The organism is Streptomyces sp. NPDC050546 (genome assembly GCF_044457425.1).
Taxonomy (GTDB): Bacteria; Actinomycetota; Actinomycetes; order Streptomycetales; family Streptomycetaceae; genus Streptomyces.
Genome location: NZ_JBITGX010000013.1, coordinates 194,381 through 216,509 on the forward strand (window position 1 = coordinate 194,381; position 22,129 = coordinate 216,509).

20 protein-coding genes are annotated in these 22,129 nt (G+C 69.5%); 9 read left to right on the top strand and 11 right to left on the bottom strand.

Features of this window, described 5'->3' with window-relative positions; translation table 11 throughout:
- Positions 1-243: 243 nt before the first annotated feature.
- Both ACIBK5_RS30160 and ACIBK5_RS30165 read left to right on the top strand, forming a co-directional pair.
- Positions 244-657 carry a hypothetical protein gene (locus ACIBK5_RS30160; RefSeq protein ID WP_003992877.1) on the top strand — a complete coding sequence of 138 codons (414 nt, stop codon included), beginning with the start codon at positions 244-246 and terminating at the stop codon, positions 655-657.
- A gap of 17 nt (positions 658-674) precedes the next feature.
- On the top strand, positions 675-1,811 hold the full coding sequence (locus tag ACIBK5_RS30165; RefSeq protein WP_399024348.1) for an RNA polymerase sigma factor SigF: 1,137 nt from the start codon (positions 675-677) through the stop codon (positions 1,809-1,811).
- A gap of 3 nt (positions 1,812-1,814) precedes the next feature.
- Here the strand turns inward: ACIBK5_RS30165 and ACIBK5_RS30170 are convergent, their stop codons facing one another.
- Entirely contained in the window at positions 1,815-2,264 is a 450-nt protein-coding gene (locus ACIBK5_RS30170; RefSeq protein ID WP_399024351.1) for a hypothetical protein, read from the bottom strand.
- A 116-nt stretch (positions 2,265-2,380) separates the two neighbouring features.
- Here ACIBK5_RS30170 and ACIBK5_RS30175 point away from each other — a divergent pair, with 116 nt between their 5' ends.
- Together ACIBK5_RS30175 and ACIBK5_RS30180 are read left to right on the top strand one after the other, a co-directional pair.
- Positions 2,381-3,349 carry a diacylglycerol kinase family protein gene (locus ACIBK5_RS30175; RefSeq protein ID WP_215118593.1) on the top strand — a complete coding sequence of 323 codons (969 nt, stop codon included), beginning with the start codon at positions 2,381-2,383 and terminating at the stop codon, positions 3,347-3,349.
- A gap of 322 nt (positions 3,350-3,671) precedes the next feature.
- Complete coding sequence (locus ACIBK5_RS30180) at positions 3,672-3,929, top strand: WhiB family transcriptional regulator (protein ID WP_016639615.1); 258 nt, start codon at positions 3,672-3,674, stop codon at positions 3,927-3,929.
- A 186-nt stretch (positions 3,930-4,115) separates the two neighbouring features.
- Here the strand turns inward: ACIBK5_RS30180 and ACIBK5_RS30185 are convergent, their stop codons facing one another.
- Both ACIBK5_RS30185 and ACIBK5_RS30190 read right to left on the bottom strand, forming a co-directional pair.
- Complete coding sequence (locus ACIBK5_RS30185; RefSeq protein WP_399024468.1) at positions 4,116-5,582, bottom strand: sensor histidine kinase; 1,467 nt, start codon at positions 5,580-5,582, stop codon at positions 4,116-4,118.
- A 379-nt stretch (positions 5,583-5,961) separates the two neighbouring features.
- The gene (locus tag ACIBK5_RS30190; RefSeq protein ID WP_399024353.1) at positions 5,962-6,657 is read right to left on the bottom strand and encodes a TetR/AcrR family transcriptional regulator; all 696 of its coding nucleotides are present in this window, start codon (positions 6,655-6,657) and stop codon (positions 5,962-5,964) included.
- Positions 6,658-6,754: 97 nt separating this feature from the next.
- Between ACIBK5_RS30190 and ACIBK5_RS30195 the strand changes: the two genes are divergently transcribed.
- Entirely contained in the window at positions 6,755-7,507 is a 753-nt protein-coding gene (locus ACIBK5_RS30195; RefSeq protein WP_399024355.1) for an SDR family oxidoreductase, read from the top strand.
- Between the two features lie 80 nt (positions 7,508-7,587).
- On the opposite strand, the gene ACIBK5_RS30200 is transcribed toward ACIBK5_RS30195, so the two are convergent.
- A complete protein-coding gene (locus ACIBK5_RS30200) occupies positions 7,588-8,658 on the bottom strand; it encodes an SIS domain-containing protein (protein ID WP_399024356.1) in 1,071 nt (356 codons plus the stop codon).
- A 247-nt stretch (positions 8,659-8,905) separates the two neighbouring features.
- Between ACIBK5_RS30200 and nagB the strand changes: the two genes are divergently transcribed.
- A complete protein-coding gene (gene nagB / locus ACIBK5_RS30205) occupies positions 8,906-9,691 on the top strand; it encodes a glucosamine-6-phosphate deaminase (protein WP_399024358.1) in 786 nt (261 codons plus the stop codon).
- Between the two features lie 85 nt (positions 9,692-9,776).
- On the opposite strand, the gene ACIBK5_RS30210 is transcribed toward nagB, so the two are convergent.
- From ACIBK5_RS30210 to ACIBK5_RS30235, 6 genes are all read right to left on the bottom strand, one after another.
- Entirely contained in the window at positions 9,777-10,322 is a 546-nt protein-coding gene (locus ACIBK5_RS30210; protein ID WP_399024360.1) for a hypothetical protein, read from the bottom strand.
- Positions 10,319-10,567: a helix-turn-helix transcriptional regulator gene (locus ACIBK5_RS30215; RefSeq protein WP_184590604.1), complete on the bottom strand. Its 249-nt coding sequence runs from the start codon at positions 10,565-10,567 to the stop codon at positions 10,319-10,321. Before ACIBK5_RS30215 ends, ACIBK5_RS30210 begins: the two co-directional genes overlap by 4 nt.
- A gap of 30 nt (positions 10,568-10,597) precedes the next feature.
- A complete protein-coding gene (locus ACIBK5_RS30220) occupies positions 10,598-12,163 on the bottom strand; it encodes a glycoside hydrolase family 3 protein (protein WP_399024363.1) in 1,566 nt (521 codons plus the stop codon).
- 9 nt (positions 12,164-12,172) lie between these two features.
- Complete coding sequence (locus ACIBK5_RS30225) at positions 12,173-13,060, bottom strand: carbohydrate ABC transporter permease (protein WP_399024365.1); 888 nt, start codon at positions 13,058-13,060, stop codon at positions 12,173-12,175.
- On the bottom strand, positions 13,057-14,043 hold the full coding sequence (locus ACIBK5_RS30230; protein WP_399024367.1) for a carbohydrate ABC transporter permease: 987 nt from the start codon (positions 14,041-14,043) through the stop codon (positions 13,057-13,059). The genes ACIBK5_RS30225 and ACIBK5_RS30230 overlap by 4 nt, the downstream gene beginning before the upstream one ends.
- A 73-nt stretch (positions 14,044-14,116) precedes the next feature.
- Positions 14,117-15,397 carry an extracellular solute-binding protein gene (locus ACIBK5_RS30235; RefSeq protein ID WP_399024369.1) on the bottom strand — a complete coding sequence of 427 codons (1,281 nt, stop codon included), beginning with the start codon at positions 15,395-15,397 and terminating at the stop codon, positions 14,117-14,119.
- A gap of 266 nt (positions 15,398-15,663) precedes the next feature.
- Between ACIBK5_RS30235 and ACIBK5_RS30240 the strand changes: the two genes are divergently transcribed.
- From ACIBK5_RS30240 to mctP, 3 genes are all read left to right on the top strand, one after another.
- Positions 15,664-16,428: a GntR family transcriptional regulator gene (locus ACIBK5_RS30240; protein WP_215118602.1), complete on the top strand. Its 765-nt coding sequence runs from the start codon at positions 15,664-15,666 to the stop codon at positions 16,426-16,428.
- A 137-nt stretch (positions 16,429-16,565) separates the two neighbouring features.
- Positions 16,566-16,820: a DUF3311 domain-containing protein gene (locus ACIBK5_RS30245; protein ID WP_382835897.1), complete on the top strand. Its 255-nt coding sequence runs from the start codon at positions 16,566-16,568 to the stop codon at positions 16,818-16,820.
- A complete protein-coding gene (mctP, locus tag ACIBK5_RS30250) occupies positions 16,817-18,445 on the top strand; it encodes a monocarboxylate uptake permease MctP (RefSeq protein WP_399024372.1) in 1,629 nt (542 codons plus the stop codon). The genes ACIBK5_RS30245 and mctP overlap by 4 nt, the downstream gene beginning before the upstream one ends.
- A 68-nt stretch (positions 18,446-18,513) precedes the next feature.
- Here mctP and ACIBK5_RS30255 read toward each other — a convergent pair whose 3' ends face one another.
- Positions 18,514-22,107 (bottom strand): ATP-binding protein, encoded by a 3,594-nt coding sequence (locus ACIBK5_RS30255; protein ID WP_399024374.1) that lies wholly within the window; start codon positions 22,105-22,107, stop codon positions 18,514-18,516.
- Positions 22,108-22,129: the final 22 nt, after the last annotated feature.

Below are 22,129 nucleotides of genomic sequence, written 5' to 3' on the forward strand. Positions count from 1 at the left end.
GGCGGACGGTTCGACCGTCTGACGTCTGGGTACGTCAACCCGGCGCGCGCTCTTCCCATTTGGGCCCGCCCAACCCCTAGACACGGAGCGTATCCACAGGTTTACTGTGAGTGACGACAAGGGGTTGGGGTCCCGGGGACAGGACCATCGAGAGCGCGATAGCGTCACCGCTGAACCACGTATCGCGTTACCCCGGGGGGCGACCCTCGGCCCTGAAACGCTTGTACCACCATGGAGGTGAGGGTGTCCCAGATCGCAGGCGAGCCCGCGACCCAGGACTTCGTGGAAGTCCGGCTGCCGGCCGCGGGTGCCTACCTGTCGGTGCTGCGTACGGCCACGGCCGGTCTCGCGGCCCGTTTGGACTTCACCCTCGACGAGATCGAGGACCTGCGCATCGCGGTGGACGAGGCCTGCGCGATCCTGCTTCAGCAGGCCGTGCCCGGCTCGGTGCTCAGCTGTGTATTCCGCCTCGTCGACGACTCACTCGAGGTCACTGTCTCGGCACCGACCACGGATGGCCATGCCCCCTCGCGGGACACCTTCGCCTGGACCGTCCTGTCCGCCCTCGCGGGCAAGGTCTCCTCTGCCGTGGACAAGGACAAAACCGTTTCGATCAGCCTCTACAAACAGCGCGGCGCGGGACCCGGGCCGGCGTGAGGAGCGAGGACGGGCCGGTGCGGGACGAAGAGCGCAGCACACGAGAGCTGCCGGCCGAGGGCACGGGCACGAGCGGTCCGAGCGGGGCCCGGCGCATGGCGGACGGTATCGACGGCATCCCCGAGCAGGCCCGCCCGCACCCTGAGGACGACTCCACGGGGGCCGTCCTCCCGGGCGGCGGGCCGCTGGACCAGGGCGGTGCCGTGCGGAGCGCGCCTCCGGGCGGGGGGATCACCGCGTCCCCCGTCTCAGGGGGTCCTCCCACTCGCGCGAAGTCGAGAGTGGCGGAGGAGGCGAGGGCTCGGGGAAGGGCGACGGGCGGGACGATGAGCGAGCACGAGCGAGACTCCGAGCATCAGGCGCCGAGCGCGCACCACGCACAGGGTGCGCACCACGGCTCTCCGGACCGCAGCGGGGCGCGCGAGATGTTCCTCAAGCTGCGCACCCTGGCAGACAGCAGTCCGGAGTACGCGGAACTGCGCAACCAGCTGGTCCGTATGCACCTGCCCCTCGTCGAGCATCTCGCGCGCCGCTTCCGCAACCGCGGCGAGCCGCTGGACGACCTCACCCAGGTCGCCACCATCGGACTGATCAAGTCGGTCGACCGCTTCGACCCGGATCGCGGCGTGGAGTTCTCGACGTACGCGACCCCGACGGTCGTCGGTGAGATCAAGCGGCACTTCCGCGACAAGGGCTGGGCGGTTCGCGTCCCGCGCCGGCTGCAGGAGCTGCGCCTGGCGCTGACCACGGCCACGGCCGAGCTCTCGCAGCTGCACGGCCGCTCCCCCACGGTCCACGAGCTCGCCGAGAAGCTGGCGATCTCGGAGGAGGAGGTCCTGGAGGGCCTGGAGTCCGCCAACGCGTACTCCACGCTGTCCCTGGACGTCCCCGACACCGACGACGAGTCCCCGGCGGTCGCCGACACCCTCGGCGCGGAGGACGAGGCGCTGGAGGGCGTGGAGTACCGGGAGTCCCTCAAGCCGCTGCTGGAGGACCTCCCGCCGCGGGAGAAGCGGATCCTGCTGCTGCGGTTCTTCGGCAACATGACCCAGTCGCAGATCGCGCAGGAGGTCGGCATCTCACAGATGCACGTCTCGCGACTGCTGGCGCGCACGCTCGCGCAGCTGCGGGAGAAGCTCCTCGTCGAGGAGTGACGGCTACTTCTCCACGTTGCCGGGGTTGCCGGGCCCGCGGATCCCCAGGGCCCGGGTCGTCTCGGGGTTCACCAGCAGGACGAGCGCGGTGACGGCCACGACCGCGAGGGCGATCCCGGCCGGAATGGCCATGCTGTCGGCCTGCAGCAGGTTGTAGGCCACCGGCAGCGCCATGAGCTGGGTGATGACGGCCGGGCCGCGGCTCCAGCTGCGCAGGGCGAGCAGACCACGGGCCGCGAGCAGCGGCAGCAGTGCGAGCACGACCAGCGTGATGCCTCCGGTCACCGCCTGCTGCCGGTCGTCCGGATGACCCGTGAGGCCGAGGACAAGGATCCAGAGGCCGCCGACGACCAGTGCGAGCCCCTCCAGTGCGGCCAGCAGCGCGGCGTACGTCAGACGCCGGGGGCGGGGGCCGGTGGTTTCCTCAGTGGTGGGGGTCTGCTCACTGCTCACCCCTGAAGGGTAGCCCTCGCCGTACGCGCCCCCCGTGGGGAGGTTCACCCCTGGTCTCTTACCGGATCCCTACCTCGGTCTGGGCCCGGTACCCCCCAGTAGGTACGCTGCCAGTCATGCGTGCACTTCTCGTGGTCAATCCGGCGGCAACCACCACCAGTGCGCGTACGCGCGACGTACTGATCCACGCGCTCGCCAGCGAGATGAAGCTGGAGGCGGTCACCACCGAGTACCGCGGCCACGCGCGCGACCTGGGCCGGCAGGCGGCGGACAGCGAGGACATAGACCTGGTGGTGGCCCTCGGCGGCGACGGCACGGTCAACGAAGTGGTCAACGGTCTCCTGCACGCGGGCCCCGCCCCGGGGCACCTCCCCGGCCTCGCCGTGGTCCCGGGCGGCTCCACCAACGTCTTCGCCCGCGCCCTCGGCCTGCCCAATGACGCAGTGGAGGCCACCGGCGCGCTGCTGGACGCCCTGCGTGACGGCAGCGAACGCACCGTCGGCCTGGGTCTGGCCTCCGGTACGCCCGGCACGGAGGACGAGACGGTGCCGGCCCGCTGGTTCACCTTCAACGCGGGCCTCGGCTTCGACGCCGGAGTGGTGGGCCGGGTGGAACAGCACCGCGAACGCGGCCGGAAATCCACACACGCTCTCTACGTACGCCAGGTCGTGCGTCAGCTCCTCGGTGAGACCAACCGCCGGCACGGCATGATCACACTGGAGCGGGCCGGCGAGGATCCGGTCACCGATCTGGTGCTGTCCATAGTCTCGAACACCTCCCCGTGGACGTTTCTGGGGAATCGCCCGATCTACGCGGCGCCTAAGGCCTCGTTCGATACCGGCCTCGATCTCTTCGGTCTCAGCCGTCTGTCCACCGCCGCTGTTGCCCGGTATGGGACCCAGTTGCTCACTTCGTCCCCCGAGCGTGGACCCCATGGCAAACACGCCACTTCCCTGCACGACTTGACCGAGTTCACCTTGCATTCCAAGGTGCCGCTCCCCCTCCAGATGGACGGTGACCACCTGGGCCTGCGAACGAGCGTGACGTTCACAGGCGTACGCCGTGCACTGCGTGTGATTGTGTGAGCAGAACTGGCTAAAGTCCTTTCACTCGAACGTTTAGGCCAGGATCCACCCCATGGAAGTACGGCTGTGACCTAGTCGACACCGAAGAATCAAAAAAAACTTTCCAGAAGGGGTTGTATCCGCCGCTGAGGTTTGCGAGTCTCTACGTGGCGATCGGGACGGCCCGCAACACCGGCCTCCACTGATCACCAGAATCCCCCTTCAAAACACAGGACCCACGCCAGGGAACCTGGCGGTCGGCCCTTCACTTGTTGAGGGATTCGTGAAAGCGTTCACATTCACAAGCAAGCCCTGCACGTAATACCAAGGAGAGGTAGCAGCCATGGACTGGCGTCACAACGCCGTTTGCCGCGAGGAAGACCCCGAGCTCTTCTTCCCCATCGGCAACACCGGTCCTGCGCTGCTGCAGATCGAGGAAGCCAAGGCCGTCTGCCGTCGCTGCCCGGTGATGGAGCAGTGTCTGCAGTGGGCGCTCGAGTCCGGCCAGGACTCCGGCGTCTGGGGTGGTCTCAGCGAGGACGAGCGCCGTGCCATGAAGCGCCGCGCCGCCCGCAACCGGGCCCGTCAGGCCTCCGCCTGACAACCCACCCCTGCTGACAGCCTGAGCTTGGCGGCGCGTACAGCGAGTACGCATCTCCCGCCCCCGAGCCGCAGCGCGCAGTTCCCCCGATGCGCTTAGCAAAGCAGCAACGAGCTTGAAGCCCCGGGCCACCAAGTGGCCCGGGGCTCAATGCTGTTCAGGGGGCTTGGGCACGTCGGCCGCTTCCTACTTCTGTGAGCGCACCGGGATGTCGAGGATCACGCGGGTCCCGCGCTCAGGGGCCGGGACCATGTCGAAGGTGCCGCCCAACTCGCCTTCCACCAGGGTCCGTACGATCTGCAGGCCGAGGTTGCCCGCGGTGTGCGGATCGAAGCCCTCCGGCAGTCCGACGCCGTCGTCCTGGACGGTGACCAGCAGCCGGGCTTCCTTGGTCGTGCCGCCGCGGACCGCCGACACCTCGACCGTGCCGGTGTCGCCCTCGCGGAATCCGTGCTCCAGGGCGTTCTGCAGAACCTCGGTCAGCACCATCGACAACGGTGTGGCGACCTCGGCGTCGAGGATGCCGAAGCGGCCGGTGCGCCGGCCCGTGACCTTACCCGGGGAGATTTCCGCGACCATGGCCAGGACGCGGTCGGCGATCTCGTCGAACTCGACGCGCTCGTCCAGGTTCTGAGAGAGCGTCTCGTGCACGATCGCAATCGAGCCGACGCGCCGCACCGCTTCTTCGAGGGCCTCGCGGCCGCGGTCGGACTCGATGCGCCGGGCCTGGAGACGGAGCAGGGCCGCCACCGTCTGGAGGTTGTTCTTGACCCGGTGGTGGATCTCCCGGATCGTCGCGTCCTTGGTGATCAACTCGCGTTCGCGGCGGCGCAGTTCGGTGACGTCACGGAGCAGGACCAGCGAGCCGATGCGGGTGCCCTTGGGGCTGAGGGGAATCGCGCGGAACTGGATCACCCCGTCGCTGGCCTCGATCTCGAACTCGCGCGGCGCCCAGCCGCTGGCCACCTTGGCGAGCGCCTCGTCCACCGGACCCCGGGTCGGGGCGAGTTCCGCGGTGGTCCTGCCCAGGTGCTGGCCGACGAGGTCGGAGGCGAGGCCGAGACGGTGGTAGGCGGAGAGGGCGTTCGGTGAGGCGTACTGGACGATGGCATCGGCGTCGAGCCGGATCAGGCCGTCGCCCACGCGGGGCGAGGCGTCCATGTCGAGCTGCTGGTTCGCGAACGGGAAGGAGCCGGCCGCGATCATCTGTGCGAGGTCGGAGGCGCTCTGCAGGTAGGTGAGCTCCAGGCGGCTCGGGGTGCGCACGGTGAGGAGGTTGGTGTTGCGCGCGATGACGCCGAGGACTCGTCCCTCCCGCCGCACGGGGATCGACTCGACCCGGACGGGAACCTCTTCGCGCCACTCGGGGTCGCCCTCGCGCACGATGCGGCCCTCGTCGAGGGCGGCGTCCAGCATGGGGCGGCGGCCTCGCGGGACGAGGTGGCCCACCATGTCGTCCTGGTACGAGGTCGGGCCGGTGTTGGGCCGCATCTGGGCGACCGAGACGTACCGGGTGCCGTCGCTGGTGGGGACCCACAGGACCAGGTCGGCGAAGGAGAGGTCGGAGAGCAACTGCCACTCCGAGACCAGCAGGTGCAGCCACTCGAGATCGGTGTCGTCGAGTGCGGTGTGCTGGCGTACGAGTTCGTTCATGGAGGGCACGTGTGCGAGCGTACCCGGGGGTTTGTACGGCTCTGAAATATTCGGATCCCGTACGGGCACGGAAACACCCGCGGGCCGCGGCGCCTGAGAGGGACCCTCAACCCTCCCGGCACCGCAGCCCGGAGCAGCATCGGCCGTGGGGTGTGCGGTCCCGGTCGGCCGAAGGATGAGGACCCGGGGCAGTCAGGGCAGAGAGCCTCGGTTCCTCGGTCCGTCCTCCTGTGCGGGGAAGACGGAGGCTTGTACGCGCTTCGCGAGCGCCACTCGTACGCATTGTGGACTAGACCACTAGGGGGTGTCCATGCGTTGGAGGCTGTTCGTTGTTGTGCTGTCTCCCGCGTATCGGACGTCCTGACGTCCACCACGCAGCCTAACCCGTGTGGGTTCCTGTGCGGGGCCAGATAGTCATGGCAATTTTCGCGACCGCCTCCAGTTCCTCCCGGCTCGCCCCGTCCCGCGCCTGTTGTGACATGCCCTGGATCATCGCCCCGACATGGCGGGCCAGGGCGGCGGCGTCGGTGGCCGAGGGCAGCACGCCGGCGGCGACATCGGCCCTGATGCGGCTCTCGAACGCGGCGATGCTGGCGTTGCGGCGGTCCCGCAGCGACTGCTCGACCTCGGCGTCCGAGCAGTTCGTGGCGGCGTGGACGACAAGGCAGCCGTGCGGGTGGCCGGGTTCCGTGTACGCGGTGGCGGCCTCACGCAGTGTGCGCTCGACGGCGGCCCGGGCGGTGGGCTCCTCGGCGAGGGCACGGTCGGGGACGGAGCCGTGCCCCCTGCCGTATACGCGGACGACCTCCTCGAAGAGGGAGCGCTTGTCGCCGAAGGCCGCGTAGAGACTGGGGGCGCCGATACCCATGACGCGGGTGAGATCGGAGACGGACGTGGCCTCGTAGCCGTGCTCCCAAAAGGCCAGAAGGGCCTTCTCCAGCGCGGTCTCGCGATCGAAGGAGCGGGGGCGGCCGCGAGGCCTGCCCCTCTTCTTGCCCTCCCCGGCGGCCTCCACCCTCCGGGCGTCCGCGGAGGCATGCCTCTCGGTCTTCGCGGACGCGTCGTCGTTCACCATGGGGTGCATTTTATAGCGGGCACTAGAGAAATGTCAGCGGCCTGCTGTACGGTCATTTCTGTATCGACCACTAGGAAATTGCGAAGGGGGCGCAGCCATGGGCGTGCTCACGGGCCGGACGGCACTCGTCACGGGGGCGAGCAGGGGCATCGGGCGAGGGATCGCCGAGCGACTGGGGCGCGACGGCGCGCGGGTCGCGGTGCACTACGGCAGGAGCGAGGCGGCGGCGAAGGAGACGGTCGCGGCGATCGAGGCGGCGGGCGGCTCGGCGTTCACAGTGGGCGTGGAACTCGGAGTACCGGGGGACGCCGAGGCGCTGTGGGAGGAGTTCGACCGGCACGCGGACGGGCTCGACATCCTGGTGAACAACGCGGGGATCGGGAACACGCGACCGATCGGGGAGCTGGACGAGCGGGGGTACGACCAGGTCTTCGCGGTCAATGTGAAGGCGCCGTTCTTCATCCTCAAGCACGGCATGACGCGACTGCGGGACGGCGGCCGGGTCGTCAACATCTCGTCGGGGCTGGCCCGGACGGCGGTGATGCCCGACAACATGGCTTACGCGATGACGAAGGGCGCGCTGGACGTCCTCTCACGGGACCTGTCCAAGGTACTGGGCCCTCGGGGCATCACGGTGAACTCGGTGGCGCCCGGGATCATCGACACGGACAACACGGCGGGACTGCTGCGCGGAAGTGCCGACGGCTGGGCCAAGGCCGCGGCGATATCGGCACTGGGCGGAGTGGGCGAGCCCGCCGATGTCGCGGACGTGGTGGCGTTCCTGGCCTCGGACGGGGGCCGGTGGGTGACGGGGAGCTGGGTGGATGTGACAGGAGGTTCGCTCACCTAGACGAGGGCGGGAGCACGCGCCGGCGCAGGGGCGACCAGGACTGAGGGCACTCCCCCGGTCCGGGCGAGTCCCGTCGTTGTTCAGCGCGTCTCCGTCACCTTCGCCAGCGCGCGAGGCGCGTCCGGGTCCTGGCCGCGGGCGATGGTGACCTCGTAGGCGAGGAGTTGGAGGGGGATGATCTCCAGGACGGGCTGGACCTCTTCGGCCACGCCGTCCGTCGGCAGCGCGAAGCCGGCCGACGCCTGCTCGACCTGATGCCCGGGGCCGATGACGACCAGGTCGGCGCCGCGACCGCGGAGCCGGTCGAGGACGGGCTGGAGCGCTTCGCCGCCCTTGCCGTCAGTGACCACGGCGATGACCGGCGAGACGTTGTCCACCATGGCGAGCGGGCCGTGCAGCAGGTCGGCGCCGGAGTAGGAGAGGGCGGGGATGTAGCTGGTCTCCATCAGCTTGAGGGCGGCCTCCTTGGCCGTGGGGTAGCCGTAGCCGCGCGAGGTGATCACCATGCGCTCGGCGAAGCGGTAGCGGGCGGCGAGGGTGCGCACCTCGTCCTGCCGGGCGAGCAGTTGCCCGGCGAGGTCCGGCAGGACGTGCGCGGGCGCACCGTCTCCGCCGCGCAGGCCCTCGACGAACAGGTAGAGCACGAGGAGGGAGGCGGTGTAGGTCTTCGTCGCGGGGAGCGCCTTCTCCGGTCCGGCCATGATGTCGATGTGGTACTCGGAGACGTCGGCGAGCGGCGAGTCGGGGTTGTTGGTGACGGCCAGGGTGATCGCGCCGGCCTCGCGGGCGGCCCGGGTCGAGGCGACCAGGTCCGGGGAGCCGCCGGACTGGCTGACGGTGACGACGAGGACGTCCGTGAGGTCGGGGCGGGCGCCGTAGGCCGTGGTGGTGGACATCGAGGTGAGTCCGCAGGGCAGGCCGAGGCGGATCTCCAGGAGGTACTTGGCGTAGAGGGCGGCGTTGTCGGACGTGCCGCGGGCGGTCAGCAGGACGAAGCGGGGTGCGCGGGCGGCGATCCGCCGTGCCACGTCCCGGACGGCGGGGGCGCCGTCGGCCAGGATCCGGCGCAGGACGGCGGGCTGCTCCGCCATCTCCCGGGCCATGGTCCGGCCCGGGAGCTCGCTGAAGGGGTCCGGTGTGGCGGCGGTCATGGCGGGGTCCTTCCGTGGCATGGGCGTCTGCAGCTCCCATTCCACTCCTCCGGGCCGGAGAACGCCCCCGCGGGACCGGCACTGTTCACCTGGTCGAGGCCTGGTCGGCACAGTCGTGCCGCCTGCTCGGGAGCGAGTGCGTACACCCTGGGAGCGGCAGCCCCGCTCTGTTAGATTGGTCTAAACCACATGACCCCCAGAGGGTCCAGTCCCAGTCGAGCATTCCTCTCAGATCGGCAGGCCCAGCGTGGAAGTTGTCATCGTTCCGGACGCCAAGGCGGGCGGCGAGCTCATCGCCGAGGCCATGGCCCAGCTGCTCCGGCGCAAGCCCGACGCGCTGCTCGGTGTGGCGACGGGCTCGACGCCGCTGCCCGTGTACGAGGCGCTGGCGGCCAAGGTGCTCTCCGGTGCCGTGGACGTCGCGGGGGCGCGGATCGCGCAGCTCGACGAGTATGTGGGGCTGCCCGCCGACCATCCGGAGTCGTACCGCTCGGTGCTGCGGCGTGAGGTGCTGGAGCCGCTCGGGATAGGGATGGGCCGGTTCACGGGCCCGGACGGCACCGCCGAGGACGTGCAGGCCGCGTGCGAGGCGTATGACAAGGCGCTGTCGGACGCCGGGGGCGTGGACCTTCAGCTGCTCGGGATCGGGACCGACGGGCACATAGGGTTCAACGAGCCGTGCTCGTCGCTGGCGTCACGGACCCGGATCAAGACGCTCACCGAGCAGACCCGGATCGACAACGCGCGGTTCTTCGACGGCGACATCGACCAGGTGCCGCATCACGTGATCACACAGGGCATCGGGACCATCCTGGAGGCCCGGCACCTGGTGCTGCTCGCCACCGGCGAGGGCAAGGCGGACGCCGTCGCCGCGACGGTGGAAGGGCCGGTCGCCGCGGTGTGCCCCGCGTCCGCGCTCCAGCTCCACCCGCACGCGACCGTCGTCGTCGACGAGGCCGCCGCGTCGAAGCTGAAGTTGGCGGACTACTTCCGGCACACGTACGTCAACAAGCCGGAGTGGCAGGGGATCTGAGGCCTGGCCTTCGGGAAACGCCGCAGAGGCGGGGTCTGACAGGGTGCCGCCCTTTCACTGCGTGCGGCCTCCCGGGCGACAGGTCCTATCGGCCGAGGGTAGCGGCCTCGACCATGTCGTCCTCGGCCGGCTCGTCCTGGGCGCGCAGGCCGGCCACCCACAGGGGCACCAGCCAGTGGACGACGAGGACGGCGACGAGCAGGGGCGCGGCGTAGGCCTTCGGGGCGTCGCCGGCGACGCCGCCCGTGATCAGCAGGGCAACCGCCACCGCCGCCAGGAGCAGGGTCGTCACGCGGTGGGCGCGGGCCAGGACGCGGCTGCGTTCCGCCGACTGCCTCTCGTCCAGGACGTGTTCGCGCAGCTCCAGCAGGCCCCTGGTGGCACCGTTGATGACGCCGGTGGCGACCATCCAGGGAAGCAGCAGTACGGCCATCACGGCGACGGGCCACAGCGGCTCGCCCTCGGCGAGGAAGAAGTGGGTCATCAGTCCGCCGAGGGCCACGGTGAGGGTGAGGTGCGCCGCGACGGCCAGACGCCGGCGTGCCGCCGTGGCGTACCAGGCGTGGCCCCGGCGGTCGTTCATCAGCCGCAGCATGCTCCGGTCGTAGCGGGTCAGGCGTGTGGTCGTCATGGCTGGTTCCTCCCGTAGACCTCGTCCGTGAGCGGCCGGAACGGTTCGAGGGAGAACACGGCCTCGACCGGCAGGCCGAAGAACTTCGAGATCTTCAGCGCCAGGTCGAGGCTCGGGTTGTACTGCCCTCGCTCGATGTAGCCGATGGTCTGGTAGTGGGCTCCCACTGCCTCGGCCAGGCTCTGGCGCGACACCTTCCGTTCGGCGCGCACCATGGCCAACCTGTTGTGCACCTGCTCGCTCATGTATAAGAAGTACTACATTCGGAGGCAGTCTTACAACCCCGCGATCCCGGCCAGTCCGGTGATCACCTCGGCTGCCGCCCGGCCGCAGACGCGGGCCGCGCCGTGGGTGGCGATGTGCAGGGCACCGCGCGGGGAGGACTGGGGGACGCCCATCTCGACCACGATGGTGTCCGGGCGGGCGGCCAGCAAGGTGTCGAGGGCCGAGGCCATCCAGGGGTGGCGGTGTTCGTCGCGGACGACGGCGACGATGCGGCGCGGGCCGGCCGCCCGGAGGGCCGCGCGTCCGGCGCTCGCCCCGCTCTTCCCGGCCGAGTCGGCCCTGCCGCCCTTGCCGTCCTCGGCGGAGAAGCTGCCGGTCACGGTGCCGGGCAGGAGGTGGACGAGTTCCGCGGCGATGCCCCACGGGGTCTCGTCGCCGACCGCGATGTTGGCGACGGGAGTGAGGGCGGCGACGTAGGGCGGTTCGGTGAGGGGCTTGAAGCTCTCCGGGCGCTCCAGGCCCGGGGCGACGGTGACCGTGAGGGCGCGGCGGGCGGCCCGCAGGCCGATGTCGTCGGCGTGCGGGTCCTCGGGTGAGGGGGCTGCCGTGCCCGTCCAGCGGGCCAGGGCCCGTACCCGGTCGGCGGCGTCGGCGAGGCGTTCCTCCGGGAGTTCGCCCGCGCGTACGGCCGCGACCAGGGCGTCGCGCAGCCGCAGTACCGTCGCGTCGTCGGCCAGGCCGCCGCCCACGCAGATCGCGTCGGCTCCGGCTGCGACGGCGAGGACGCTGCCGCGTTCGATGCCGTAGGTGCCGGCGATGGCCCGCATCTCCATGCCGTCGGTGACGATGAGGCCGTCGTAGCCGAGTTCGCCGCGCAGCAGGCCGGTCAGGATGCGCCGGGAGAGCGTGGCCGGGTGGTCGGGGTCCAGGGCCGGGACCAGGATGTGGGCGCTCATCACGGCCCGGGTGCCGGCGGCGATGGCCGCGCGGAACGGGGTCAGTTCGCGGTCGGCGAGCACGTCCGCGGGGACGTCGATGCGTGGGAGGGAGTGGTGGGAGTCGACGGCCGTGTCGCCGTGGCCGGGGAAGTGCTTGGTGCAGGCGGCGACTCCGGCGGACTGGAGGCCGTCGACGTAGGCAGCGGTGTGCCGGGCGGCCAGGGTCGTGTCGGCGCCGAAGGAGCGGACGCCGATCACCGGGTTGGAGGGGTTGGAGTTCACGTCGGCTGACGGGGCCCAGTTGAGGTTCACGCCGCAGGCCGCGAGGCGGCGGCCCAGTTCGTGGGCGACGGCTCGCGTCAGTTCGACGTCGTCGACCGCGCCGAGCGCGTGGTTGCCCGGGAAGGAGGAGCCGGACCGCACCTCCAGGCGGGTCACGTCGCCGCCTTCCTCGTCGATCGCGACCAGCACGTCGTCGCGCTCGGAGCGCAGCTGCGCGGTGAGCGCGGCCAGTTGGCCGGGCGAGGCGATGTTGCGGCCGAACAGGCCGACGGAGGCGAGGCCCTCACCGAGCCGGCGCAGCAGCCAGTCGGGGGCGGTGGTGCCGGTGAAGCCGGGCTGGAGAACCGTCAGGGCGTCACGCGTGAGCGTGTCCGCACCGCTGGCGAGTGTCGTCATCGGGTGGGGTCATCCCTTCACGGCGCCCGCGGTCAGGCCCGCGGCCATCTTGCGCTGGACGAGGAGGAAGAGGGCGACGATGGGCACGGCCATCATCGTGGCGCCGGCCATCATCGGGGCGTATTCGGTTCCGTGCTTGGTGGTGAAGTTGCCGAGCCAGACGGTCGCGGTCTGGTTCTTCTGGCTGAGCAGCATCAGGGCGTAGAGGTACTCGTTCCAGGCCTGGATGAAGCCGTAGACCGAGGTGGCGACCATGCCGGGGGCCAGGAGCGGGAAGACGACCCGGAGGAAGGCACCCGTGCGGGAGCAGCCGTCGACCATGGCCGCCTCCTCCAGTTCCTTCGGGATGTTGACGATGAAGCCGCGCAGGGTCCACACCGTGAACGGGAGGACGAAGGTCAGGTAGGTGATGATGAGGCCGGTCAGTCTGTCGTACTGGCCCAGGTCGTTGAGCAGCAGGAACACCGGGATGATCATGGCGACCAGCGGGACCATCTGGACGGCCAGGATGCCCACGATCACGATCTTCCGGCCGCGGAAGGCGAAGCGGGAGATGGCGAGGGCGGCCAGCAGCCCGACGACCATGCCGATGACGACGACCGCCAGCGACACCACCATGCTGCGGCCCACCGGGCCCCAGAAGTCGGCGATGTCCAGCGCCCGGCCGAAGTTGGCGAAGGTGATGCCGGTGGGCAGCAGGCTCGGGTCCGGGTCGATGGCGTCCTTGGCGGGCTTGAACGCCGTGTTGAGCATCCAGTAGAGCGGGAAGCCCGCGATGACGAAGACCAGGAGGCCGACGAGGTTCCAGCCGAGCCGCGACTTACGGCGGCCGGCGGTCTTCCGGCCGCTGACCGTCCCCCGACGGCCGGCTCCGGCGAACGTGCCGAGCGTGCTCATTCGACCTCTCCGATCTTCAGCATCTGCCGCATGTAGACGGCGACCACGCCGAGCAGCAGCAGGACGGTGATCAGCGCGATGGCCGAGCCCTGCGCGTAGTCGTTGACCACGAACGCCCGGTCGTAGGAGTAGGTGTTGAGGACCTGGAACTCCGGCTCGGGGTGGCCGTTGCGCATGACGAACACCTGGGGGAAGACGCCCATGTCCCAGATGACCGACAGGGTCGTGAGCATCACGATGATCGGTTTGAGGACGGGCAGGGTGACATAGCGGAAGACGCCCCAGGAGCCGGCGCCGTCCAGGCGGGCCGCCTCCTCCAGTTCCTTCGGCACCTGGGTGAGACCCGCGCTGAGCGTGATCACCACGAACGGCACGGCTCCCCACACCACCAGCAGCATGATCACGGCCAGGCCCTCGGGGCCGCTCGCGAACCAGTTGTGGCCGATCATGTCGACGCCGGGCAGCTTGCTGAGCAGCGCGTTGAAGATGCCGTAGTCCGAGTCGAAGAGCCATTTGAAGACCGTGGTGGCCACGATCACCGGCATGCCCCAGCTCGCCACCAGCACGATGTTGATGAGCACCTTCAGCCAGCCGGAGACCCGCTGGAGCAGCAGGGCGAGCGCCATGCCGATCACCATCGTGAGGACGACGGCCCCGGCCGCGAAGACGACGGTGCGCAGGACGACGGCCCAGAACTCGCCGTCTCCCAGCACCTTGGCGAAGTTGTCGAACCCGACCGACTCGGCCGGCTGGAAGCCCCACAGCTGGGACTGCCCGAACTTCTGGAAGGAGAGGGTGACAAGACGGGCCAGCGGATAGCCCATGACCAGGGCGAGGATCAGCAGGCAGGGCGCGAGCAGCAGCCAGGGGGCCGTGGCCCCGCCCGACGGCCGCCTCACCCGTGGCGGATCGTCGGCAGGGGGTGGCGGTGCCTGTCGCGGTGGCGGCACCTTGGCGGGGGTGGTGGTGTCTGCGGCACTCATCGCGTGCTCCTCGGCGCTCCCTCAGGTCTGGCGACGGCGGGGCTCCGCCCGGTGAGGGAGCCCCGCCCGTAGGTCACTTGGTGTTGATGACCTTGTCGATCGCGGCGTCCGCGTCCTTGGCGGCGGCCTCGACGGACTTCTTGCCGGTGCCGATGCTCTGCAGCATGGTCTGCAGGATCTGCGCCTTCTCGACCTGGCCCCAGCCGGGGGCCATCGGGACGAACCAGTTGGACTCGGCCGCGGTGGCGGGGACCGCCGTCGCCGGGTCGTTCTTCAGTGTCGCGAGGTCGGTCTTGTTGTTGGGCAGATTGCCCTTGGCCATCAGGCCCTTCTGCCCGGAGGAGCCGGTGTACGCGTTGATCCACTCGGCGGCCAGGTCCTGCGCGTCGGACTTCACCGGCACGGCGAGGTCGGAGCCGCCCAGGAAGACGGGCATGTTCTTGCCGGACGGGCCGGGCATCACGAAGTTCTCGAGGTTGCCCTTGAGCTTGCCGGTCTTGTCGTTCTTCGGGTCCTCGGCGGTCGCGCCCTCCCAGGCGGCGGCGAAGATCATGGCGGACTTGCCCTGGCCGTAGACGATGTAGCGGTCGGACTCGTCCTTGGTCTTGTCGCCGTGCATGTAGGAGTCGACGACGTTCTTGAACTCCGTCAGGCCCTTGAGGGACTCGGGCGAGGAGAGAGAGGCCTTCCACTGGCCGCCCGACTCGGTGGCGATGGCGCCGCCGGCGTCGTAGACGAAGGACATGGCCGCGTACCAGTCGCGGGTCGGCTGGTACCAGGCGTTGTACTTGCCGCCCTCCTTCTTCTGGATCTTGTCCAGGGCGGTGGTCAGTTCCTTGTAGGTCTTCGGGGGCGTCTTCACCCCGACCGAAGCCGCGATGTCCTTGCGCCAGTTGGCGACACGGCCACCGGCGTAGTACGGGACGCCGTAGGTCTTGTCCTCGTAGGTGACCGAGGCCTTGAGGCCGTCCAGCCAGACGTCGGAGTTGTCGAACTTCGCCGGGTCCAGGGGAGCGAAGGCGCCCTTGACCATGTAGCCGAGCATCTCGGTGTTGCCCATCTCGACCACGTCGGGCGCCTTGTCGGTGGCGAGGACGGCGTCGAGCTTGGCATTCTTGTCGGGCCAGCCGTAGTACTCGTGGTTGATCTTGAGACCGGGGTGCTTCTTCTGCACCGCCGCGTCGGCGGCCTTCACCAGTTGCGGCCAGTTGTTCTGGGCGTCGACGGTGAGCCAGACGGTCAGCTCCTTGGCGTCCGCGCCGCCCTTGTCCGAACCACCGCCCTCGCCCCCGCACGCCGCGATGGAGACCATCATGCCCGCGATACCGATCGCGGATATCAGCTTGCGCTTCACGCCACCCTCCTCAGCTGGACCATTGGTGTAGACCAGTAGGGAGGAGCTTGGCCTGGACCACGAGACCTGTCAAGAGGTCCGATAAGGCTCTGACCAGCCGTTATGCGACCTACATATGCAGGAACCTTTAAGTAATAAGCCAGCGAAATACCAGCTGTACACGCCATACTTCAGGTAGACCACTGGACGTGGTGGACTAGACCAAAAGCGGCGCCGACGGTATACAAGTGGGATCGTGTCGGCGGACCGAGCCGGGAAGGCGGAGCATGAGCACCGACGTCAGCAGTGCGGAGAACGAGAACGGGGCGCCCGTCCGTACCGCACGCGTGCCCAAGTACTACCGCCTGAAGAAGCACCTGCTCGACATGACGGACACCCAGGCGCCCGGCACGCCGGTTCCGCCCGAGCGCACGCTGGCCGCGGAGTTCGACACCTCGCGCACGACCGTGCGCCAGGCGCTTCAGGAGCTGGTCGTCGAAGGGCGCCTGGAGCGCATCCAGGGCAAGGGCACGTTCGTCGCCAAGCCGAAGGTCTCCCAGGCGCTCCAACTGACCTCGTACACCGAGGACATGCGCGCCCAGGGCCTGGAACCCACCTCGCAGCTGCTGGACATCGGCTACATCACCGCCGACGACCGCCTCGCCGGCCTGCTCGACATCGCGCCCGGCGGACGCGTCCTGCGCATCGAGCGGCTGCGCATGGCCAACGGCGAGCCGATGGCCATCGAGACCACCCATCTGTCCGCCAAGCGCTTCCCCGCGCTGCGCCGGTCCCTGGTGAAGTACACGTCCCTGTACACCGCGCTCGCCGAGGTCTACGACGTCCATCTCGCGGAGGCCGAGGAGACCATCGAGACCTCGCTGGCCACCCCGCGCGAGGCCGGTCTGCTCGGCACGGACGTCGGCCTGCCGATGCTGATGCTGTCCCGGCACTCGCTGGACCGGGAGGGGCAGCCGGTGGAGTGGGTGCGGTCGGTGTACCGGGGGGACCGGTACAAGTTCGTGGCCCGGCTGAAGCGGCCTGTCGAGTAGCGCACGCGGTGGACCGCTGGTGACGCCCGGTTTCTATTGGGTGTCGCATTGCGGACGAGGGGTTCCGTTCCCGCCGCACCCTGACCTAGATTGCCTGCGCATTACACAGGTGATCACTGAGGGGACGGAGCCGCTCGATGTCGCAAGCCCCAGAAGCCAGTAGAGGTCCGGTGGTGACGCCGATGCGTGTCGTCATCGCCCTCTGCCTCGTAGCGCCCTTCGTGGCCATGCTGTGGGTCGGCTCGTACGCCAAGACCGACCCGGCCTTCATCGGCATCCCGTTCTTCTACTGGTACCAGATGGCGTGGGTGCTCATCTCCACCGCGCTGACGATGACCGCGTACAAGCTGTGGCAGCGTGACCAGCGCGCCCGTAAGGAAGGTGCGCGGTGAAGGACGGCGTGAACGGCGTCGCACTCGCCGTCTTCATCTTCTTCTTCCTGCTCGTCACGGTCATGGGCTTCCTGGCCTCACGGTGGCGCAAGGCCGAGAACGAGAACAGCCTCGACGAGTGGGGCCTGGGCGGCCGGTCGTTCGGCACCTGGGTCACGTGGTTCCTGCTCGGCGGCGACCTGTACACGGCGTACACCTTCGTGGCCGTACCGGCGGCGATCTACGCGGCGGGCGCGGCCGGCTTCTTCGCGGTGCCGTACACGATCCTGGTCTATCCGCTGATCTTCACCTTCCTCCCCCGCCTGTGGTCGGTCTCCCACAAGCACGGGTATGTGACGACGTCCGACTTCGTGCGCGGCCGCTTCGGCTCCAAGGGCCTGTCGCTGGCCGTGGCCGTCACCGGCATCCTCGCGACCATGCCGTACATCGCGCTCCAGCTCGTCGGCATCCAGGCCGTGCTGGACGTGATGGGCGTCGGCGGCGGCGAGGACACCAACTGGTTCATCAAGGACCTGCCGCTGCTGATCGCGTTCGGCGTGCTGGCGGCCTACACGTACTCCTCGGGCCTGCGTGCCCCGGCGCTGATCGCCTTCGTCAAGGACACCCTGATCTACATCGTCATCGCGGTGGCGATCATCTACATCCCGATCAAGCTGGGCGGCTTCGACGAGATCTTCGCCAAGGCGGGCGACGCGTACAGCCAGACCAACCCGGCGACGGGGGCGGCACGCGGTGCGCTGGTGCCGCCGGAGGCGGGGCAGTGGACGTACGCCACGCTGGCGCTCGGCTCGGCGCTCGCGCTGTTCATGTACCCGCACTCGATCACGGCGACGCTGTCCTCGCGCAGCCGTGAGGTGATCCGCCGCAACACCACGATCCTGCCGCTGTACTCGCTGATGCTGGGCCTGCTTGCGCTGCTCGGCTTCATGGCGATCGCGGCCGGGATCAAGGTGCAGAACGGGCAGCTGGCGATCCCGCAGCTGTTCGAGACGATGTTCCCGGACTGGTTCGCGGGCGTGGCGTTCGCGGCGATCGGCATCGGCGCGCTCGTGCCGGCGGCCATCATGTCCATCGCGGCCGCGAACCTCTTCACCCGCAACATCTACAAGGACTTCCTCAAGCCGGACGCCACGCCGGAGCAGGAGACCAAGGTCTCCAAGCTGGTCTCCCTGCTGGTGAAGGTGGGCGCGCTGGCCTTCGTCCTCACCATGGACAAGACCGTCGCCATCAACTTCCAGCTGCTCGGCGGCATCTGGATCCTGCAGACCTTCCCTGCCCTGGTCGGCGGCCTGTTCACCCGCTGGTTCCACCGGTGGGCGCTGCTCGCGGGCTGGGCGGTCGGCATGATCTACGGGACGGCCGCCGCGTACGGGGTCGCCTCGCCGACCCAGAAGCACTTCGGCGGCTCCTCGAAGGAGATCCCCGGCATCGGCGAGATCGGCTACATCGGTCTCACGGCGTTCGTCCTGAACGTGGTGGTGACGGTGGTCCTCACCTTCGCCCTGAAGGCCCTCAAGGCCCCCGACGGCATCGACGAGACCAAGCCGGAGGACTACACGGCGGACGCGGGCGACCCCGGGGTACAGGTGGAGCTGCCGCCGGCCACGGCGGGCTCCTCGCACTGATCCCAGCGCAGGACGGGCCGTCGGGAGACCACCCGGCGGCCCGTCGGCGTATCCGTCCGCCGCCCTGGCTAGTCGCGGGTGCGTGCGGCCATCGCATGCCAGAAGCGGTCCAGCTCGCGGACGCGCATGCTCACCCAAGGTGGCGTCTTCCGGCGCAACAGCCTGGGGAACCAGCGGCGCAGCCGTCCGGGCAGCAGGGCCTGCTGCTGGCGGCAGAACGGCTCCCGGATCTCTCCCCGGGGCACGGAGTCGTGGGGAGGGTACGGGCAGAGCTGGAACTTGCAGTCGGGCAGGCATGTGGCGCCGGGTGCGGGCGGGTTCGCGGTACCGACCCGTGCGCCGGGCCGCAGCGGCTCGCGGTTCGTGCACAGGCACGGTGGGAGAGGCATGCCGGACTGCTCCGCGCGGGCCATCCGCTCCTCGACCTCGTCGGGTTTTCCGTCCCGTTCGACGAGGTTCAGCATCACCAGCACGTCGGCGACGAGCCGTTGGGCCCTCCCGTCGAGGGTGCTCCAGCCGACCGAGGGCGGGATCCACAGGTTGTGCTTGCGGTAGGCGCCGGAGTGGTCCGTACGGGAACCGATGTTGTCGGCGACGCCCTTCTCGTCGATCCAGAGGAAGCGCTCGGGCTGTCCGGTCTCCAGGGCGAGGGCCACCAGATCGCCCGCCTCGGCGACGAACGGGTGCAGCAGCCGCCGCGGTGAGTCGCCGTTCGCACCGGGCGGGCCGGGTGGTGCGTTCACCGTGCCGGCCATCGCCAGCCAGCGCCGCACGGTCTGTACGGCGGTGGAACCACCGATCGTCAGGAGCGGCTCGCGCGACCCGTGGTGATCGTCGCCCGGCCCTGCCGTGGTGTCGCTGTCCCGGTCGTGGTGGCTGAACCGGTCCGGGAGTTTCCACAGGCACAGCGCCTGGAGCAGGCTGAGCTGCGAGTACCAGCACCGGGTCTGCTGCAGTACGGTCTCCGCCTGCCGGATCAGGTCGACGCTTCTGCCGGGATCGGTGTTCGGATGGCGTTGGCGCCGGTTGGCCGCGTACTTGAAGCCCTGGGCCAGCGCGGCCTCCAGGGCGAGCGGCATGTCGGGGGCGCCGTCCGTGTGGGCCGGGTCGAGGTGGAGCAGCCATTTGGTGAGGCGCTCCCGGGCCTCACCGCGGTGGGAGTCGTCGACCGACCCCAGCAGCATGGGCAGCATCCAGGCCCGCATCACGAACTCACGCAGCAGTTCGACCCGTTGGTTCTCGTACCGCTGGTTGAGTTCCTCTCGCTCGGTCTGCAGCCGGTCGATGGCCTCGAAGGACGCGGCGGGCGAGGACGCGCGGGCGGATCTGGCCTCCCCCATTCTTGAGGTCCACGCTTCGAATTCCCTCGTGTTCCGGGCTTTCATGTCGAGGATCTTGGCGTTGTACTCCCCTATGGGGTCACTGTTGAGACCGACCCGCTCACGGATCACGGCGAACGCCTCGTTGCCGCCGCTGCCGAACTCCTGGGCGACGGCCAGGCGGATGGAGTACGAGGGCTCAGCGATGCCTATCTCGAAGATCTTCTCGTACATCGCCGTGGTGTCGATCTTCTTCGAGGCCTCCCGCGACGCCGCGCCCAGTTGCTTGAGCAGCCTCAGCTTCGCATCCTCGAGAGTGCGCTGATCGCCCTGGATGCCCGACCAATCGGCCGCCACCCTCTCGACGATGTCGCCCAGACGCCCTGGGTCGGCTTCCACACTCTCGACTTCGAGGGCAGCCGCGTAGAGGTCGAGGGTCTTCGGGTCGTCCGGTCGGTGCTGCGCGGCCGCGCAGAGCCGCTCGGACAGGGCGCGCCCACGCACGGGGCCCCTGTGCGACGGCTCGTCCTTCCCCTCCTGGAATCCGGCCCCGGCGCCGCCGACTCGGGGAGGGCGTCTCCCCACCCGCCCGCGGGACATGAACACGACCGCGACCAGCAGCTCACGACCGGGGCCGGGCGGCCGCAGCACCTGCTCGATCAGCTCGCCGGCATCGGCCTCCTCCAGGTGGCTCAGCAGCCGGAAACCGAAGTAGGCCTGCAGGATGCTGTGCGGGAAGCGCGCCTTCATCTCGGAGCTCTCCAACAGCCCGAGCTTGTCCGCGTTGCCCACCAGACGGGCGAGGACCGCGTGGCACTGCGCCATGTTCCCTCTGTGCAGCCGCCTCCCCTCCTGGTCGCCGAGCCTGGCGCAGAGCGCTGCCCAGATCTGTTCCCGGTGCCACTCGGAGAAGGCGTTCCCGTTGGTGCCGTACTGGTCGGTGCCGGGCACCCTGACCCACAGACGTCCACCGGGGTGGCCCTCCGGGCCGAGCAGCTCGGCGCAGTCCACCTCCAGCTTGTCCTGGAGCAGTCCCACACAGGCCAGTGCGGAGACCACCTCGAGGGTGTCGCGGCGCTCGTGCGGGGCGAGCGCGACGTCCTCGCGCAGCCGGCCTTCGAGCAGGGCACGGCCCCAGGTGTCCAGCAGCCACAACCGGAGCGTGCTCCGGTCCCGGCTGCGTGTGTTCAGACGCTTCGGGTCATCGGTCGGACGGTCACGTTCCAGTGCACCGTGCCGGTGCAGTTCACGCGCGATCTGCAGATAGACGGGCGATTCGGTCACCTCCGCCGTCTCCACGATCCAGTCCACGCGACGCTCGTCCGTCTCCGGTACGGAGGCTTTGACGAATTGCAGCGCCTCCTCCTCGCTCAGCGGTTCCAGCTCCACGATCGCGGCGGGCGTGGTGTCCAGGGGACTGTGTGGCCGGGAAGCGATGACCACCGGGAGCCGCTCCTCATAGGCGCGTTCGATGGCACAGCGGATGATGTTGTCCCGGTTCTGCTGAAGGCCGCCGTCGAGAAGAGCCTCCTCCAGTCCGTCGGCGATGACGACCAGCTTGTCGTCGGCGAGCAGTTGCTGCCACACCCGCTCGATCTTGGTGCGGGCCAGAATGCCCTGCGGCGCCACCTCGGCGAAACGCTGCCTGGCCATGCGCTCGAAGTTCAGCTCGGTCCCGCCGTCGGCGTCCCGCAGCCGGATCGGCACGGGCACGGCACGCTGCTGGGCCAGTAGTTCGGTGAGCCGCACCAGGACGGCGGTCTTCCCCGTGCCGACACCGCCCACGAGCAGATAGGGCCGACGGGTGCCGCGCTCCCTCAGCCGTTGGGCGATGACCTGCGCGAGCTCCTCGCGACCCACGATCTCGGTGGAGTCCTGCCCGGCCGTGAGCACGAGCTTGTGCGGGTCCTTGCGCGCCTTCACGAGGTAGCGCCGTTTGTTCCAGCTGTACCACCAGAACAGGAAGAGCGCGGCGGCGACCGAAGCGGTGAGGGCCGGACCGACGAAGCGGACCAAGGCGTCGAGTCCAGGGTCCTGCTGCCATCTCTCGACCGTGGTCTTCTCGTCGGTGACCAGCATGTGCACGCCGGCCCCGATCCAGCCGAAGACCACGAGGGCGCCGACCGCCCAGACCATCCGGAGCACGTTGGTGTAGGAGAACCACCTGCGCCACTTCCTGGGCCGGGTGGTGCCGCGGCGGGCCTCGAGACGGATGGTCAGGCTGTGCCAGTAGCCGACGACGACGCGGCTGGTCCATCTCGCCGCCCGTCGCAGATCCAGGGTGGCCATCGGCGCGTTGTGCGGCCGCGCCTTGCCAGGTGTGCGACGGACGACCCTCGTCATGGTGAGTACTCCCTCCGAGGGC